General features: G+C 42.3%; 12 protein-coding genes. 7 read left to right on the top strand and 5 right to left on the bottom strand.

Translation table 11 applies throughout. The annotated features are described in order from the left end of the window. Positions 1-67 precede the first annotated feature (67 nt). From ACSSVW_RS03110 to ACSSVW_RS03090, 5 genes are all read left to right on the top strand, one after another. Positions 68-1,591 carry a leucyl aminopeptidase gene (locus ACSSVW_RS03110; RefSeq protein ID WP_454178824.1) on the top strand — a complete coding sequence of 508 codons (1,524 nt, stop codon included), beginning with the start codon at positions 68-70 and terminating at the stop codon, positions 1,589-1,591. A gap of 153 nt (positions 1,592-1,744) precedes the next feature. Then, positions 1,745-2,410, top strand: coding sequence for a 5-oxoprolinase subunit PxpB (gene pxpB, locus ACSSVW_RS03105; protein WP_454178822.1), 666 nt, complete (start codon positions 1,745-1,747; stop codon positions 2,408-2,410). Then, positions 2,407-3,348 (top strand): 5-oxoprolinase subunit C family protein, encoded by a 942-nt coding sequence (locus tag ACSSVW_RS03100; protein WP_075593599.1) that lies wholly within the window; start codon positions 2,407-2,409, stop codon positions 3,346-3,348. Before pxpB ends, ACSSVW_RS03100 begins: the two co-directional genes overlap by 4 nt. 391 nt (positions 3,349-3,739) lie before the next feature. Further along, entirely contained in the window at positions 3,740-5,407 is a 1,668-nt protein-coding gene (gene asnB / locus ACSSVW_RS03095; RefSeq protein WP_454178821.1) for an asparagine synthase B, read from the top strand. A gap of 329 nt (positions 5,408-5,736) precedes the next feature. Beyond that, on the top strand, positions 5,737-7,314 hold the full coding sequence (locus ACSSVW_RS03090) for a BCCT family transporter (RefSeq protein ID WP_421419696.1): 1,578 nt from the start codon (positions 5,737-5,739) through the stop codon (positions 7,312-7,314). 64 nt (positions 7,315-7,378) lie between these two features. Here the strand turns inward: ACSSVW_RS03090 and ACSSVW_RS03085 are convergent, their stop codons facing one another. From ACSSVW_RS03085 to trhO, 5 genes are all read right to left on the bottom strand, one after another. After that, on the bottom strand, positions 7,379-8,086 hold the full coding sequence (locus tag ACSSVW_RS03085; protein ID WP_421419693.1) for a 3'-5' exonuclease: 708 nt from the start codon (positions 8,084-8,086) through the stop codon (positions 7,379-7,381). Beyond that, positions 8,086-9,984, bottom strand: coding sequence for a DUF294 nucleotidyltransferase-like domain-containing protein (locus ACSSVW_RS03080; protein ID WP_036968532.1), 1,899 nt, complete (start codon positions 9,982-9,984; stop codon positions 8,086-8,088). The genes ACSSVW_RS03085 and ACSSVW_RS03080 overlap by 1 nt, the downstream gene beginning before the upstream one ends. Positions 9,985-10,066: 82 nt before the next feature. After that, positions 10,067-13,144, bottom strand: coding sequence for an efflux RND transporter permease subunit (locus tag ACSSVW_RS03075; protein WP_454178971.1), 3,078 nt, complete (start codon positions 13,142-13,144; stop codon positions 10,067-10,069). A 2-nt stretch (positions 13,145-13,146) separates the two neighbouring features. Beyond that, a complete protein-coding gene (locus ACSSVW_RS03070; RefSeq protein WP_036968538.1) occupies positions 13,147-14,163 on the bottom strand; it encodes an efflux RND transporter periplasmic adaptor subunit in 1,017 nt (338 codons plus the stop codon). A gap of 331 nt (positions 14,164-14,494) precedes the next feature. Continuing rightward, positions 14,495-15,502, bottom strand: coding sequence for an oxygen-dependent tRNA uridine(34) hydroxylase TrhO (gene trhO, locus ACSSVW_RS03065; protein ID WP_118844238.1), 1,008 nt, complete (start codon positions 15,500-15,502; stop codon positions 14,495-14,497). A gap of 197 nt (positions 15,503-15,699) precedes the next feature. On the opposite strand from trhO, the gene ACSSVW_RS03060 reads away from it, so the two are divergent. Beyond that, entirely contained in the window at positions 15,700-17,025 is a 1,326-nt protein-coding gene (locus ACSSVW_RS03060; protein ID WP_454178819.1) for a DEAD/DEAH box helicase, read from the top strand. A 2-nt stretch (positions 17,026-17,027) separates the two neighbouring features. Continuing rightward, positions 17,028-17,858, top strand: coding sequence for a CvfB family protein (locus ACSSVW_RS03055; protein ID WP_036968547.1), 831 nt, complete (start codon positions 17,028-17,030; stop codon positions 17,856-17,858). Positions 17,859-17,959: the final 101 nt, after the last annotated feature.

Here is a 17,959-nt window from a genome sequence, read left to right as displayed (position 1 = left end):
ACCGCTAACAATTTAACTCTTTTGTATATTTAAGGTAAAAAGCACCTTTTTACATTGGGATATAATAATGAGAATTGCACATAGCCTAACCGCTCTCGCATTGGGTATAACACTTGCTACGCAAGTGAATGCAGCAGAGTTCACTTTCGCACAATCTATTAAACCAACTGACAACACATTAGTGCTGTTTTTTGATTCAAAAACAGGTGTTTCTGATTTCAATTACCTAAGCGCTGAAACGCAAGCCCACTTAGATAAAGTGGTTAACTTTGCAGACTTTAAAGCCAAGTACGGAAAAACATTAGAAGTCATTGCTCCAAACAACAGTGAACATCAACGTATTTTACTTGTTGGGCTTGGTGAGCAAGCAGAACTCAATGCTGCAAAAATGGCAAAGCTAGGAGGTAATGTTCACGCTAAGCTTCACAGTGCGAAACAAGCTTCGGTTAGTCTTGATTTTTCGGTGTTGAAAGAAACAGACACAAACGCCAAATATGCGGCCGAGTTTGCTCATGGTGCTAACCTACGTGACCACCGTTTTGAAGAATACAAAAAAGAAAAAGACACTCATGTAGTTAATTACACTGTCGACGTTGAAAATATAGACCAAGCGGTCAAAAACCACACTTTACTACAACATATTGAAAAGGGTGTATTTTTAGCACGCGACTTAACCAGTGAAGTAGCGACAGAGATGACTCCAGCTGACTTTGCTAAAGCCGCAAAAGAGCTTAAAAAGTTAGGTGTTAAAATCACGGTTCTAGAACCTAAACAAATTAAAAAGCTGGGTATGGGTGCGCTCGAAGCGGTTGGCCGTGGTAGTGAAGAAGGTTCACGCCTTGTTGTTGCCCATTATCAAGGTAATAAAAACACACCTATCGCGTTAGTAGGTAAAGGTATTACCTTTGATTCTGGCGGTTATAGCCTTAAAACTGGCGCTTCAATTGCACGTATGAAATCAGATATGGCGGGTGCTGCAGCCGTACTAGGCACTGTAAAAGCAATGGCGTTAGCTAAAGCCGACACCAATGTTGTTGCGGTCATGGGGATGGCAGCAAACATGGTTTCACAATTTGCTGTTGCACCGGGTGATGTTGTTCGCACAGCTGAAGGTTTAAGCGTTGAGATTGTAAATACAGACGCAGAAGGACGCTTAGTATTAAGTGACGCTATGTGGTATGCACGCGATAAGTTCAAACCCTCTATTATGATTGATGTTGCAACGCTCACTGGCTCAAAAATTGGGGCTATTGGCAACGAATACGCCGCCGTATTCTCAAAAGACGATCAATTAATTGAGCAATTAACACTGGCTGGTAAGCAAGTAAACGAAAAACTTTGGCGCTTACCGCTGGGCTACGACGATGCGTTAAAATCTGACATTGCAGACTTAAAAAATATTGGTTCTCACGGTCCTGGTGCAACAACAGCGGCAAGTTTCTTACAAAACTTTGCGGGTGACACTCGTTGGGTACACATCGATATCGCGGGTAACGCACTTAACAATAAAGCAAAAGATGAACTCGCTGAAGGCGGAACTGGCTACGGTGTACGCTTACTGTCTAACTGGTTACTAAACAACAATAAGTAGCCTTTTCCTTTACTCTCTGCCAAGCTGTTATCATTATTTTATAACGGCTTGGCAGTGTTGAGTTTTTAATTAACGCTAAAGACTCATTTACATCATCACTACTGGGCCTATATGCTAATTATCATCAACAAATAATAAAAAGTGTGACATACAATGGCTTCTACTCAACGACCACAGATCACAGCACTGACTACGCATTGCATTTTTTTCGATGTCTATGAGTCAGGGCAAGATGTGCTTGAAACACAAAAAAAGATTTGGGCACTCGCGCAACTTTGTCGAAATTCAGGGGACTTTATTGATGTGGTGCCTGCGAATAATAACCTCACCCTTTACTTAAAAGAGTCATCTCTACTTGCTAAGTGGCAATCTTCATTACTTAATCACTGGCATGAGATTAAAAGCAATGATTTTCCCTCTACGCATCATAAGCTCGCCACGGTGTATGGTGGCGATTATGGCCCCGATATTTCAGCGGTTGCTAAATACCATAATTTAACCATAGACGACGTGGCTCAAATGCACAGCAGTGCAACGTATCATGTTTTGTTTTTGGGCTTTCAACCCGGATTTGCATACCTAGCAGGCTTAAACCCCCAGTTATACACGCCGCGCCACGAAAAACCACGCATTCATGTCCCTAAAGGCGCGGTTGCTATAGGCGGTGAGCAAACTGGCGTCTACCCCGAAGACTCCCCAGGTGGTTGGCAAATAATAGGTCATACAGATTTCAAACTGTTTGATATAAATGCACAGACACCGTGTGCAATTGCACCGGGCGATACGTTAGAGTTTGTTATTCAGGAGGTGCTAAAATGATCACCATACTCAAGCCCGGCATGCAAATGTCTATACAAGATCAAGGCCGCGTAGGTTCTCGCCATTTAGGCATTGGTCAATCAGGGTGTGTTGACCCTTATGCACAAATCATCACTAATCGTCTTGTTGGCAACCCCGATAACCATCCCGTGATTGAGATCACGCTTGGACTTGCCGAAATACAGTTTGATAACGACTATTACATCGCCTTACATGGCACCGACATGAAAGCGACTGTGAATGGCAATGCTGTTCAACCGGGCTGGAGTTTTTATATAAAAAAGGGCGATATACTTAAGCTAAACGCAGCCCGACATGGGTTTCGAAACTATTTAGCTATTGGTGGTGACTGGCATTTACCAACGGCTATTTTGGACTCTTACTCAACCGATATTGCAGCAGGCTTTGGTGGCTTGCATGGTCATGCTTTAAAGGCGGGTGATCGTTTCGATATAACACCTAAGTATGCAACTAAAATCGGATTAGGTGCCATGTTACCGCCAAAGAGTACACATATTCGTATTCTTGCCGGTCCGCATGCCTCAATATTACCTGATAATACATGTGATAAGTTTACAGAGCATTCATGGCATATTTCGCCTAGCAGTAACAGAATGGGCGCACGATTATTAAGCGATGAGTGTAAATTAGCGCATTCATTGTCGCTGCCCTCAATGGCAGTTATGCCTGGAAGTATTCAATTACCACCTAATGGTGAACCCATTGTTTTACTGAATGACGCGCAAACAACGGGTGGGTATCCAATAATTGGTACTGTTATTGAGGCTGACTTGCGTCATTTTGCTCAGCTTAAACCCGGTGACTTCTTACACTTTGAGTTTGTTAGTCTTGAGCAAGCTCATTTAGCCCAGCAAAAGCTCGTTGCTCATCTAAATCAACTTGCAATTGCTTTAAAGTATAAAAATGCCAAAAGTTAACAGTCTAAAATGCCCTGTGTTTAAACTCGTTTGGCGTTTAATAAATGACTAACCCCTAAACTAAGTTGTCTATACAAGAGTGTATTTACTTTTTGAGACATTTTTTACAGTGATATAAATTGTTTTTGCTGCGCCAAATTGGTGCAGCAAAAATAATTTTTACGTCGCTTATTTCATCAAATTTCTTCATTTTTACTAAAAATAATTCGTTCACTATTGTTCATACAAAGCTTTTGGATCAATCTGGTGCAAAGCCTGTGTTTTCGGTGCATAGATTATTCTTAAATAATTAAAAAACCTGTGTGACTTAGGTAATTATTTCTGTTAAAACAAAGATTCGCAGTTTTAAAATTATTGTTAACTGCGCACATAATTGGAATGAGGAGTCACTATGTGTTCAATTTTTGGGGTATTAGATATTAAATCTGATCCTGCCCAATTGCGAAGCCAAGCAATTGAGATGTCAAAACTATTAAGGCACCGCGGACCCGATTGGTCTGGCGTGTATTCATCAGAGAAAGCTATTTTAGTTCATGAACGACTTGCCATTGTTGGTGTGTCAAGTGGTGCACAGCCGCTTTATAATCCAGAGCGTACACATATTCTCGCTGTCAATGGTGAAATCTATAACCATAAAGAACTAGCGGCAAATTTAGAAACCGATTTTACCTTTCAAACTCAATCTGATTGTGAGGTTATATTAGCCCTGTACAAACAAAAGGGGCCTGAGTTTTTAGATGATTTAAATGGTATTTTTGCTTTTTGTTTATACGATGAAGAGCAAGATGCCTACCTAATCGGTAGAGACCACATTGGTATTATTCCGCTTTACACAGGTCATGACGAACATGGCAACTTTTATGTTGCGTCAGAATTAAAAGCACTATCGCCAATTTGTAAACATATTGAAGAGTTTCCACCAGGGCATTTTTTATGGAGCAAAGACGGTCAGCTACGTCGTTATTATTCACGTGATTGGCAAAGCTATGACGCGATAAAAAACAATGATGCAAAAGTGAGTGATGTTAAAAACGGTTTAGAAGCAGCCGTTAAACGTCAATTAATGTGCGATGTACCCTATGGTGTATTACTTTCTGGTGGGTTAGATTCGTCTGTTATCTCTGCAATTACCCAACGCTTTGCAGCAAAACGTATTGAAGACAACGACGAGTCAGACGCGTGGTGGCCTAAACTTCACTCTTTTTCGGTTGGCCTTGAGGGCTCGCCAGATTTAGCAGCAGCGCAAAAAGTAGCCGATATGATTGGCACTATTCACCACCCTATTCACTTTACCATTCAAGAAGGTATTGATGCACTGCGTGAAGTCATTTACCACATTGAAACGTATGACGTAACAACCATCCGTGCATCAACCCCCATGTACTTAATGGCACGTCAAATTAAGGCAATGGGCATTAAAATGGTGCTTTCTGGCGAGGGAGCTGATGAATTATTTGGTGGCTACTTGTATTTCCACAAAGCCCCTAACGCACAAGAGTTTCATGAAGAGCTAAATCGTAAAGTCTCTAAACTTAATATGTTTGATTGCTTGCGTGCGAATAAATCAATGGCGGCATGGGGTGTTGAAGCTCGCGTACCATTCTTAGATAAAGAGTTTGTCGATATTGCAATGCGCATTAACCCAGAAGCCAAAATGTGCAAAGACGGTAAAATTGAAAAACACATCATTCGCGAAGCATTCGATGGTTACTTACCTGATGACGTATTATGGCGCCAAAAAGAGCAGTTTTCTGATGGTGTAGGTTATAACTGGATAGATACCCTTAAAGAATATGTGAGCATGCAAGTTAGCGATCAAGAACTTGCCAACGCAAAATATAAATACCCTATAAATACACCGGATTCAAAAGAAGCGTATTTTTATCGCAGTATTTTTGAAGATCATTTCCCTGGAGATGCATCAGCAAAGTGTGTTCCTCATGGGAAATCTGTTGCATGTTCAACACCTGAAGCACTTGCTTGGGATGAATCATTCCAAAATAATGCGGATCCTTCGGGTCGTGCTGCTGGCGTTCACAACGACGCTTATAAAAAATAATAGCGAGAGCTGCAAGTCACAAGCTTGCAGCTTTTTTAGTATTAATCTGTTCGTTCTGAAACAATACTGTCATTAAACTTTTTTACTTTCTTCTTAACTTTGTTTAAAAACCCATCAAAAAACTGAGAAAATTGATTTTATTCGGCTATTTAGCGCCTAAAGCATTTACATTTTCCCTCTAACTCCTACACTAAAGACTACTATTTGGTACTAAATTGATTTGTCTTCAAACTATTTTCACGTTAATTGCGTAAAAATATTCTTTGGGCAAACGTGTTCCAACCGGCCATTTAGCTTTCTGCTAGATAAAATTACAACAAGAGGTATTCATGAGCGAACATCATGACAAGTACAGCATCGACAATACGGATTACACTGTCGGCCAAGACAATGTACAAAAATGGGGGTTCGATGTTCACAACCCTGTTTTTGGCATTAGTGCAGGTTTAATTGCAATCTTTTTAATTGCAACACTTATTTCAGACCCCGAAATTGCAAAAGCAACCCTTAACGGTATCAAAAACGACATTATTAATAATTTTGATGGTTTTTTTATGTGGTCAGCAAACTTATTCGTATTGTTTTGCTTTGCATTAATCATTTCACCCTACGGTAATATTCGTTTAGGCGGAAATGAAGCTCGCCCTACTCACTCGCGTATTTCATGGCTTGCCATGTTATTTGCGGCCGGTATGGGGATTGGGTTAATGTTTTGGGGCGTTGCTGAACCGGTTGCTTACTACACTGGTTGGTATGAAACACCACTCGGTGTTGAAGCAAATACCCCTGAAGCCGCAAAAATGGCTATGGGTGCAACCATGTTTCACTGGGGCCTTCACCCGTGGGCTATTTATGCAGTCGTTTCACTATCACTAGCGTTCTTTTGTTATAACAAAGGTTTACCTTTATCTATTCGCTCAATTTTCTACCCTATCTTAGGCGATAAAGCATGGGGATGGCCTGGCCACCTTATTGATATTCTGGCTGTGCTTGCGACCTTATTTGGTCTTGCCACTTCGCTTGGTTTAGGCGCTCAGCAGGCCTCTGCGGGTATTAATCATGTATTTGGGACTGATGCGGGCATCGGTTTGCAAATTGGCGTTATTACTGGTGTTACCTTGCTTGCGGTGATTTCGGTCATACGTGGTATTGATGGTGGTGTTAAACTGCTAAGTAATGTCAATATGGTGATTGCCTTTGTACTGCTTGTATTTGTTGCTATTGTTGGTTTTGCTGCAGCCTTTGGTAATATCCCGAATACGGTGATGGGTTATGTCGAGAACATTATTCCACTGAGTAACCCACATGGCCGTGAAGACGAAACATGGATGCACGGCTGGACTGTATTCTACTGGGCTTGGTGGATTTCATGGTCACCGTTTGTAGGTATGTTCATTGCGCGCGTATCTGAAGGACGTACAATTCGCGAGTTCTTAATTGCCGTATTACTTGTCCCTACTGTTGTTACTATCTTCTGGATGTCAATTTATGGTGGTATCGCAATTGAACAAGTGGTTGATAAAGTCGGTGTACTAGGTGAAAAAGGCCTAACCGATGTACCACTGGCTATGTTCCAAATGTTTGAAGCATTACCTATGTCTCAAGTGCTGTCGTTCATTGCTATTGTGCTGGTGTTGGTGTTCTTTATCACGTCATCTGATTCTGGCTCATTAGTTATCGATTCGATTACCGCAGGCGGTAAGGTTGATGCACCTGTACCACAGCGCATTTTCTGGGCAACCATTGAAGGCGCAATTGCGGCTGCATTAGTATGGATTGGTGGAACACAAGCCATAGAGGCGTTACAAGCTGGTGCAGTATCAACCGGTCTACCTTTTACATTCGTGCTGCTGCTTATGTGTGTGAGTTTAGTGCTTGGGCTTAGAACAGAGCCAAGAACTCGCTAGACAATATGGTATTAAAAAACGCCGCAATTGCGGCGTTTTTTTATTATGGGAATTATTACTTTAGTTAAATTAGTAACTCTCGTAATGGCGTGTCAGGTCGGTAATGGTAAGCGAGTTGTGCTTGTAATAATTCAGCAGTGGCTATGGCGTCATTTAAAGCATTGTGGTTTTGATATGCAGGTAACGAATAACGAACTCGTGAGTCAGCTAATCTTACCGAGCCAAGTTTGGAGTTAAATAACCGACCAAGTAATCCCTGTTTCGCTTTGAGCGCTCTTCTTTCAAGTTCTAAGGTGTCTATTACTGCAAACTCTAAACCTTCACCTAATCGTGCGTTTAACGCTTGATACAGGAAGTGGCGTTCAATAGGCGCAAAATGCACAACAATCACTTTACCAGCTAATGCGGCTAATAACGGCTCAATTATCGACGAGAAGTCAGGCGCGCCAGTCAACTCGGAGTGTGTAATGCCATGAATGACTATCGACTCTTCATCGAGCTTTTGCCTTGGTTGAACAAGCCAATGTGCACTGTCTTTGCAATAAATTCGTTTTGATGTAAAAGGCACTAACCCTACACTAACAATATCGTCTTTATCAAAATTTAGACCGGTCGTCTCAAAATCTAACGCTACGAGGGGTACTTCACTAATCGGTAAATTAAGGTCGTTTACCGCACTTTGATAAAAATGTTGTATACAAGGATGACGACTCGTCGCTGATAGCGCTTTATAACGCGCAGGCCAGTTTTGTTTTGCGCTATTAGTGGTCATTACTTCACACCTGAATTAGCTGAATAACGGAATTTTAAGAAGTTCTGTGCTTTATCTAAAATCGCAAACGCTTCTTTTAAATTTCGCTGTTCAAAAGGCGATAGCAAATGTGGCTCTAAATCGTTGTCGGGCGCTTCATCTAGCTTTTCTATTTGCCAAGCCTGATGACGAATACGGATCATGGCGATATATTCAAGGGCATCTCGTAAGTCTTGCGCTTTTCCTTCTGGTAATAACTTGGCATCAATTATATCTTCAAGTCGTTCAAATGAGTTTTGCTTACGGCTGCCTATCGCTAAAGCATGCACACGGATTACATCAGACAAAGGGGCTGTGCCACGACGTTTTAAGTTCATTGAGCGTTTATGTTGACCATTATGCTCTAATACAAAGTCTTTAAAAAAGCCCAGTGGAGGCGTTCTATTACGTGCGTTAGCTGCCATATTCGCTAAGAAACGCTTATTGCTGCGCCCTTCTTTAGCAATAAACCGTTTTAGTTCCTCTGCCCATTTGGTTTTTCCGTAAACACCGTCCAAATCAAAAAATATTGAACTGTGCAATAATGCTTGTGGTTTTGGCTCTGCTATCCAACTAGCAAATTGTTCTTGCCACTGTTCCCGCGTTAAACGCCATTTTTTAAATGACGCCATAATTTCACCATCGCAGTACTTATAACCACACTCAGCCAAGCCATCACAGACAAAGTCAGCAAGTTTTTGAAAATACGCGTCGTGTAATGATTCATCAAAACTATTATCTAGAATAATTGCGTTGTCTTGATCTGTAACGATTAATTGCTCATCCCTTGCCATTGACCCCAGTGCAATGAAGCAATAAGGCACAGGAGGCGGACCAAACTTTTCTTCGGCTAAATCGAGTAGACGCTGTTTAAATGTTCGCCCTATCACTGCCATGGCAGTGCCAATCATATGAGAATTCGCATCTTCATTAACCATTCGCACAAATACATTAGGCAACTGGCGCGCATAATAAGCTAAGTCTTCAACAGATTGCTGAGCAAGAATGCCACGCACCAGTAATAAACTACTTTGCGATTCATAGCGCAAAATATCTGATAACGAAATAACCCCAATGGGTTTTTTCTTAATAACAACGGGTAAGTGATGAATATTATCTCGGAGCATCGCTAGTACGGCTTCAAACACGTAGGCGTTGCTATCGAGTAATACAAGATCAGTCTGCATTATTTGCTGAGCATGAGCTTCGTAACTTAATCCTTGTGCAATAACACTGGAACGTAAATCGCGGTCAGTTATGATGCCAACAACTTGGCCATCGTCATCATCAGGGTCATCGCTAATGGGTTTATCAGCATCAGTAACCAATACTGACGACACCGACTCTTGTGTCATCAACTGCGCAACAAACTGAACTGTTGCATCTTTTGCGACCGTGACCACATCTCTGTGCAGTAATGACTTTACTTTTGCGGTAGTTAAATCATTGCTATCGGCTTGCTCGACGATAGCTTGGTGCAAACGTACATTACCATCAGCCTCAAAGAAATCTGCAAATGGCTCGTATTCGTCGCAATACTGGTTAAACAACTCCACATTAATGCAATAAACAAGTGTGTCTTCGAGTGCTTTTGCCGGAAAACGTACTTTACGATTCATTAGCAAACCCATTTGGCCAAATATACCCCCTACCGTTAAGCGGTTATATAATTCACCATCTCGGCGATACATTTCCACGGCACCGGTACGAATAACATATAAATCGGCTATGTCGTCACCGTAATTTAATATCTCGGTGCCAGCACGAAAATAAGCAATTTCAATTTGCGACGCTAATTTATTTATTGCCTCTTCTGGTAAGTCATCAAATGGAGCATGATCACTTAAAAATTGTGCAATATCGATGTGTTCGGCTTGCATACGCATACCTAGATTGGGTGTTTTTATTGATTGTGGAGGTAATTGGCTATTTTTTCAAAGAAAAATAGCCAATTAAGGTCGATTAAGCGTTTTCTAACTCATCGGCAAGGTGTTTAGACTCATCACCACGAGGTTTGGTAAAACGTGCTAAACCAAGGTAAATAACGGGGGTTAAATAAAGCGTGAATAATACCGCTAAGGCTAAACCACCAAACACCACCCATCCAATGGCATTACGCGCTTCGGCACCGGCCCCTGTCGACAAAATGAGCGGCAACGCACCCAGTAAGGTAGATACCAACGTCATAGCAATCGGGCGTAAACGAACTAACGCAGCTTCTTCAACAGCGACCTTCACTGAGCGACCTTGGTCACGTAATTGGTCAGCAAACTCCACCAGCAGTATCGCATTCTTAGCAATTAAGCCAATCAGCATAACTAAGCCTATCTGCGAGTAAATATTTAAAGACGTACCCGTTAAATACAAAGCCAAAATAGCCGACGTGATACCAAAAGGCACCGTGATCATAACCACAATCGCACTGTTTACGCTTTCAAATTGTGCCGCGAGCACGAGTAAAACAATTAAAAAAGCCAATACGTAGGTTAACAGTACTTCATTTGCGGTTTCTTCAAATGTAAGTGCTTCGCCTTTAAAGGCAAGGCTAATACCATTCGGTAAGTTAGTCTCGGAGATGTCACGAATTTTGGTGACCAATTCAGCGATAGTGACATTTTCGGTTAGTTCCATACTTAGCTCAATTGCACGACGCTGTGCATGGCGCTCAAGCTCAGCTGCCACGCCTTCTTCTGTAATAGTTGCAACACTGCTGAGCGGCACAAGCTGACCTTCTCGCGCCCCAACGTATAAGTTGGCAAGATCATTTGGATTAGTAATGGTTTGATTTTGTGCCTGCAACATAATAGGAATTGATTGATCACCAATGTTTAAATCAGCAATATCATCACCATTTATCGCCGCTCTTAACGTGATTGAAATATCACTTAAAGACACACCTAGCTCTTCTGCACGGCGTCTGTCTATATTAACCCGTAACTGTGGCTGCGACGGCTGGTACGAAATTCTCACTGGCGCAACCTCTGGAATTGCGTTTTCTATTTCAGCTGAGAATGCCTGCGCTGCTTTAAATATTTCTAAGTAATCTTGACCAAGCAGCGCCAGCTCAATGCCACCCCCTTGACCACGCAAATTTAGACTGTTTGAACCACCAGGGTAACCAGCTGCACCAGGAATATTACCCAGCGGTCCACGTATTTTATTAATGATTTCTTGCTGACTAAAGTGACGCTCATCCCAATGCTTTAAAGGCACGGTAATGAATACAATATTGGGATCCCATTGCCCAACAACGGTATATATTGACTCAATTTCGCCACTTTCTACAAAAGGCAGTAATATATCTTCCATTTGCACGGCTTGCCTATCCATAAAATTAAGGCCGACACCGTCGGGGCCACGTGCAAAAATTCTAATTTTGCCTCTGTCTTCTGTGGGCAATAATTCGTTATCAAGGTTCATATACAGTGCACCTGAGCACGCAGCGACAATTAAGCACACAAAAAATGTAATCCATGCATGGTCTAATACACCATGAATGGTGCGTTTATAAACAGCCGCTAAGCCATGCCCAAGTTTTGCAAATGGATGAAATCCCCCTTGCTTTAATTTAAGTTTAGAGGTTAATGCAGGGACTAAAGACAATGCGACAAAACTAGAGATAATCACTGCGCCCGCGAGCACTCCACCAAATTCACGAAACAACCGCCCCGCTGTTGATGGTAAAAACGCAATAGGTACAAATACTGCAGCCAATACAGCCGTGGTGGCCACCACCGCAAAAAATACTTCGCGGGTACCAATTACCGCTGCGGCTCGCCGCCCAAGTCCTAGACCGCGTTGACGTTGAATATTTTCACTCACCACAATCGCATCATCAACAATTAAACCTGTCGCTAATACTAAGGCCAGTAACGTTAATATGTTGATTGAGAAACCCAACGCCCATATCAGCGCGAGCGATCCAATTAAAGCAACGGGAATCGCAAAAGCAGGTACCAGTGTTGCGCGCCAAGAGCCAATAAACACCCACAGCGTTATAACTACTAACAACACGGTGAGTAACAACGAGTTGATTACTTCGTCTACTGAACTGCGAATAAACTGTGCGTCGTCGGAGGTGAGCGTAAATTCCATTTCGGGGAATCGCACACGCATTTTTTCAATCAGTGTTAATACTTCATCTGAAATTTCAATGGTGTTCGACTGGGCTTGACGAATAATCTCCATGCCAATAACAGGTGTGCCATTTAATCTTACGAACGAACGAGGATCTGCAGGGCCAAAATACACGGCGGCGACATCGCCGATACGCGTGTCATCACGAACAATAATATCTGCGACTTGTTCTGCTGAAATTGAAGTGGCATCAGCACGGACAATGACTTGTTGATCGCTCGACTTTAAACTCCCTGCCGGAACATCAAACGGCGCTTGGCGTAATACATTAGCAATGTCGGGCACAGTGAGATTAAAGCTGCTTAATTTAAGGGGATCGATTCTAACCCTTAAAACTCGTTCACGGTCACCATTTAAACGTACATCAGCCACACCGGGAATGGTTAAAAATTGCGGGGCTAAGTCTACATCAACGCGTTCAGTCAGTGCTTCAAGAGATAATGTATCACTCGAAACAGTTAGCGACACAACCGCTTCAGCGTCGTTATCAGCCTTAATAATTGATACCCGTTCAACTTCTTCGGGAAGTTCGCGTTGTACCCGTGCAACCGATTCACGCGTTTCGTTTGCAGCATCATCTAAGTTAACACCCGGGCGAAATTCGACCACGATTCGTGCGTTGTTTTCTTCACTTTGCGCGCGAATCGACTTTACCCCACTTACACGAGCGACTGCACCTTCAAGTTTACTTGTTACTTCGGTATCAACTGTTTCAGGTGAACCACCCGGAAACGACGCTGATACCGTAATGCGTGGTCTGTCTACATCTGGAAGCTCTCGTACTTCTACGCCAGCAATCGCAGCAATACCTGCAATAATGATCAATAAGTTCAACACCACTATTAAAACAGGTCGGCGAATTGCCATTGACGGCAAGTCTTCCATCATTGGTTGTTGCTTCATCATTACTCCTTGGCAAGCTTAACGTCGTTAGCAAATGTCAGCTCTTGGTTAGGGCGTAATCGTTGTACCCCCTCTGTCACTAACAAGTCGCCTTTATTTAACCCCCCTGATACGAGCAATCGCCCTGCTAAACGCTGCTCAATTTTTACATCAACACGGGTTGCTTTTTTATCGACACTTTTCCATACATACGGACCTGCGGCACCCCACATCATGGCCGCTTCTGGGACTACAGCATATTCATCGCCTCGAATATTAATGTGCACGCGAAAACTCATGCCTGGCATAAACTGCTTTTCATTGTTATCTAGTTTTGCTTTGGTTCTTATCGTGCGTGTTTGTGCATTGATACGTGAGTCTAACTCAGCCACTGTTGCGGTATACACTTTATCACCTAACCATGGAATAACCTCTACCTCAGACTTCTGCTTAAGCACAGAAATTGCGGCCTCAGGCGCATTAAAATTAATATACAGCTGAGAAATGTCATCGATGGTCGCTATTGCAGTTTGTGCGGTGATCCTGTCCCCAACTTCTACATCGGTAAGGCCCATTACGCCGCTGAAAGGCGCCCGGATCTCACGATCTTCACGTTCAGTTTTAGCGTGCATTAACTTTACTTTTGCTAGTTCATAAAGGGTTTTAGCATCATCTAAATCGCTTTGCGGAACAGCACCTCGGGCATGACTCTCTTCAAGCCTTTTCATGGTGCGCTCGGCATCTTTTAAGGTAATTTCAGCTTCTTTAAGGGCGGCTTGTTGTCTGCGTGAGTCTAGTTCGAGTAATAAATCACCTTTTGACACATTATCGCCCGGTTTAAAATACACCGCGGTCACTCTGTCACCCACTGCGGGGTACAACGTGACTGAATGAATCGCCTCTGCGTTTCCAACGGCTTTAATTTGCTGTTTTGCTTTTTCAGTTGTAACGGGTTCAACAACCACATTGGCCGCCTGTGCAACAGATATGCAGGAAATACAGGCGATTAAGGTCCATGAATATAATTTGCCAATTGTCAAAAGTTCACCTAAATAAGAATCGTTTTAATTGTTACGAAGTGTAACAGCTTTGTGATCAATAAAAACAAGACTTCGTTTAATAAACAAAATGATGAGGCGAAATTATTAATACCTGTGCTTATAATCAAGTGCTCTGCTTCAAGGTAATAAATCCTATCGAAAGCGATGTAAAACAGTGCAGCTATTTAGTCGTTAAATGGGGTGTGTTATCACGGTGACATTTAGCCACTTACTGACATTAATTAGCTGTATGAGTGGCAAATAATGTTTAGGTCATAAAAAAGCCCCAGGCTATGCTGAGGCTTGTATATTATGCTTTAGAAGTGGAAACTTATTGTTGGCGCTGTGCTTCTTTTTGCGCTTTTTTAGCTTCTTTACGTTTACGAAGTACTTCTTGAGCTTCGTTACCAATGTGGCCTTCACCACGAGCTTGTGCTAATTCGATTTGCTTTTGGCGTTCAGCAAAACGAGCACGCTGCTCTTCTGTTAGGCTGTCGTGACAGTGATGGCACGATACACCTTCCATGTATTCTGGCTTTAACTTTTCGTCTTCTGTGATAGGCATACGGCACGCATGACATTGGTCGTATGAACCTTTTTGTAAGTCGTGATTAACCGCTACACGGTTATCAAATACAAAACATTCACCTTCCCACATGGTTTCTTCTTTTGGTACTTCTTCTAAGTACTTAAGAATACCGCCTTCTAAATGGAAAACTTCGTCGAAACCTTGTTCTTTCATATACGCCGTTGATTTTTCACAACGGATACCACCCGTACAGAACATAGCCACTTTTTTGTGCTTTTCAGGGTCAAGGTTTTCTTTAGCCCACGCAGGGAATTCACGGAACGTTTTAGTTCGTGGATCGACCGCGTTTTGGAAAGTACCAATTTCGATTTCGTAATCGTTACGCGTATCGATTAAGATCACTTCAGGGTCTGAAATTAATGCATTCCAGTCAGCTGGTTTTACGTATGTACCCACTACTTCACGCGGGTCGATACCTTCAACACCCATGGTTACGATTTCTTTTTTCAGTTTAACCTTAGTACGGTAAAACGGACATTCATCGTCGTATGACTCTTTAGTCACAATGTTGTCTAGGTTTGGTTGTGTATCTAACCATGCAAGTAGATTGTCGATACCTTCTCGCTTTGCAGACACCGTACCGTTAATACCTTCAGCCGCTAATAACAAGGTACCGCGTACTTCATTTTCTTCCATCACATTGAGTAATGGTTGGCGAATTGCTTCAAAATCTGGAAGGGCTACAAATTTGTAGAGTGCGCACACAACGAAGTGTTCGCTGGTTACATTGTCTTTATGTACAGCAGTCATAGGTTACCTTTTGCTTTAAATGCCATAATTGGCGTTAACCGAATCGCAAATCCGGCGCATTGAGGGCGCGTATTTTACGCGAATTAACGCTAATTGCAAAAACTCTAACGAAATAGCTGTGTTTTTACTGTCTCCAACTATGGCAAGTACGTTATAATAAACACGATTTACTAATTTTGCTCATCGGAGATTAAGCATTGCATTTTACTGAACTTGGGATTGATACACGCCTCGAAAAACAACTTGCGCATCAAGGCATCACCCAGCCCACCGATATTCAAGCTCACGCGGTACCAACAGCTATCGCGGGCCATGACATTTTTGCACAGTCAAAAACAGGGTCGGGCAAAACGCTGGCGTTCTTATTACCCGCTGTACAGCGCGTAATGAAACAAAAAGCACTCAGTAAACGAGATCCTCGCGTTTTAATAGTGGCCCCTACTCGCGAGCTGGCTACTCAAGTGTATAGCCAACTTAGGCTACTAATTGCTGGCACAAATATAAGCGCGGTGAAAATTTTAGGTGGTGAAAACTTTAACGACCAAATTAAGGCGCTTCGTAAAGACCCTCATTTTGTTGTGGGCACACCGGGTCGTCTTGCTGACCATTTAGGGCAACGCTCATTGCAGCTTTCGGGCCTTGAATTACTCATTTTCGATGAAGCAGACCGTATTTTAGATTTAGGCTTTACCGAGCAAGTTAAAATGATCAACGAACTTGCCGATCATCGTTTACGTCAAACTTTATTATTTTCGGCGACGCTAGATCATGCACAGGTAGATGCTCTATCACGTAACTTATTACGTTCACCAAAACAAATTTTATTAAGTGCCTCTAACGAGCAGCACAGCGACATAACACAAAAGCTTTATTTAGCGGATCACCTTGATCACAAAGAAGCCCTACTTGAGCACTTTGTAAAACAAGACGATGTTGGCCAGTGCATTATCTTTACTGCAACCCGAGCCGACACCCAACGTTTAAGCCAATGGCTAAACGATAAAGGCTTTAAAGCGCAAGCGCTTGCTGGCGATTTAACGCAAACTAAACGTTTGGAGATCATGGACGCTTTCAGTCGTGAGAATTTTAAAATATTAATTACCACCGACGTCGCATCACGTGGTCTTGATTTATTAAGTGTTACTCACGTCATTAATTTTGATTTACCTAAACATGCCGAAGAATACGTTCACCGTATTGGTCGTACAGGACGCGCCGGCTTTAAAGGCACTGCAATATCGCTTGTCGGTCCAAAAGACTGGCCTAGCTATAAAGCAATTAAAGCATTCTTAAATGATGAACTTAGCTTTTTCACCGTCGAGGGCTTAGTAGGTAAATTTAAAGGCCTACGCGAGAAAAAAGCGGATACTGTTTGGAAAAAAGCAGAAGAAAAAATATCTGCAAATCCAGTGAAACCTAAACGTAAAGCCGCTCCTAAAAAACCAAAAGCGCCAGTTAAACCCCCTATTGATGTGGATGGTTTTTCACCTATGCGTCGTAAGAAAAAACCAGAACAGGAATAATAATGAGCATTCTTGGAACTACCCAAACATTATTCGTTAACGAAATATCAAACGAAGGCGCCTATTTAGATGGCCGCGATTTAGGTGAAGTGTTTTTACCTAGCAAAGAAATTGAATACGAAATTGAAGCTGGCGACAGTGTTCAAGTATTCATTTACCTTGATCATGCTGGCCACCCGACTGGTACCACTAAAAAGCCACTTGCTCAAGTTGGCGAATACGCCCTATTGCGCGTCAAAGCAATTAACAACACCGGTGCATTTATGGACTGGGGCTTAGAGAAAGATGTGCTTGCACCATACAACGAACAAAAGCCAAAAATGAAAGAAGGCTTTTCGTATTTAGTACGCTTATACCTAGATAACGCCAGTCAGCGTATTTGTGCATCAAGTAACTTTAATAAGTTTTTATCAAAAGATGAGCCTAACTATGCACCAATGGAAGAAGTTGAGTTAATCGTTGCGGGCAAAACAGACCTAGGTTACAAAGTACTGGTTAACGAAGCACACATTGGTGTGGTGTATTACAACACAGTATTCAAAAAGTTATTCGTTGGCCAACGCTTAACTGGTTACATTCAAAAAGTACGTGAAGATGGAAAGATTGACGTACTACTCGAAAAACCAGGCATGGGTAAAGTAAACGACCTTAGCGAAAAAATTCTAGATAAATTAAAAGCCGAAGGCGGTATTTTACACCTAGGTGACAAATCTGACCCAGAAGCAATTAGAAAAACCTTTTCGACCAGTAAAGCAAACTACAAAAAAGCCATCGGCGGTTTGTTTAAACAAGGTTTGATTGATATTGAAGCCACGTCGATTAGGTTGAAATAAGCTACGAGCTACGAGCTACGAGCTACGAGCTACGAGCTACGAGCTACGAGCTACGAGCTACGAGCTACGAGCTACGAGCTACGAGCTACGAGCTACGAGCT

It is taken from the genome of Pseudoalteromonas sp. MBR-15, assembly GCF_053628915.1.
This window is presented reverse-complemented; position numbering and strand designations above follow the sequence as displayed.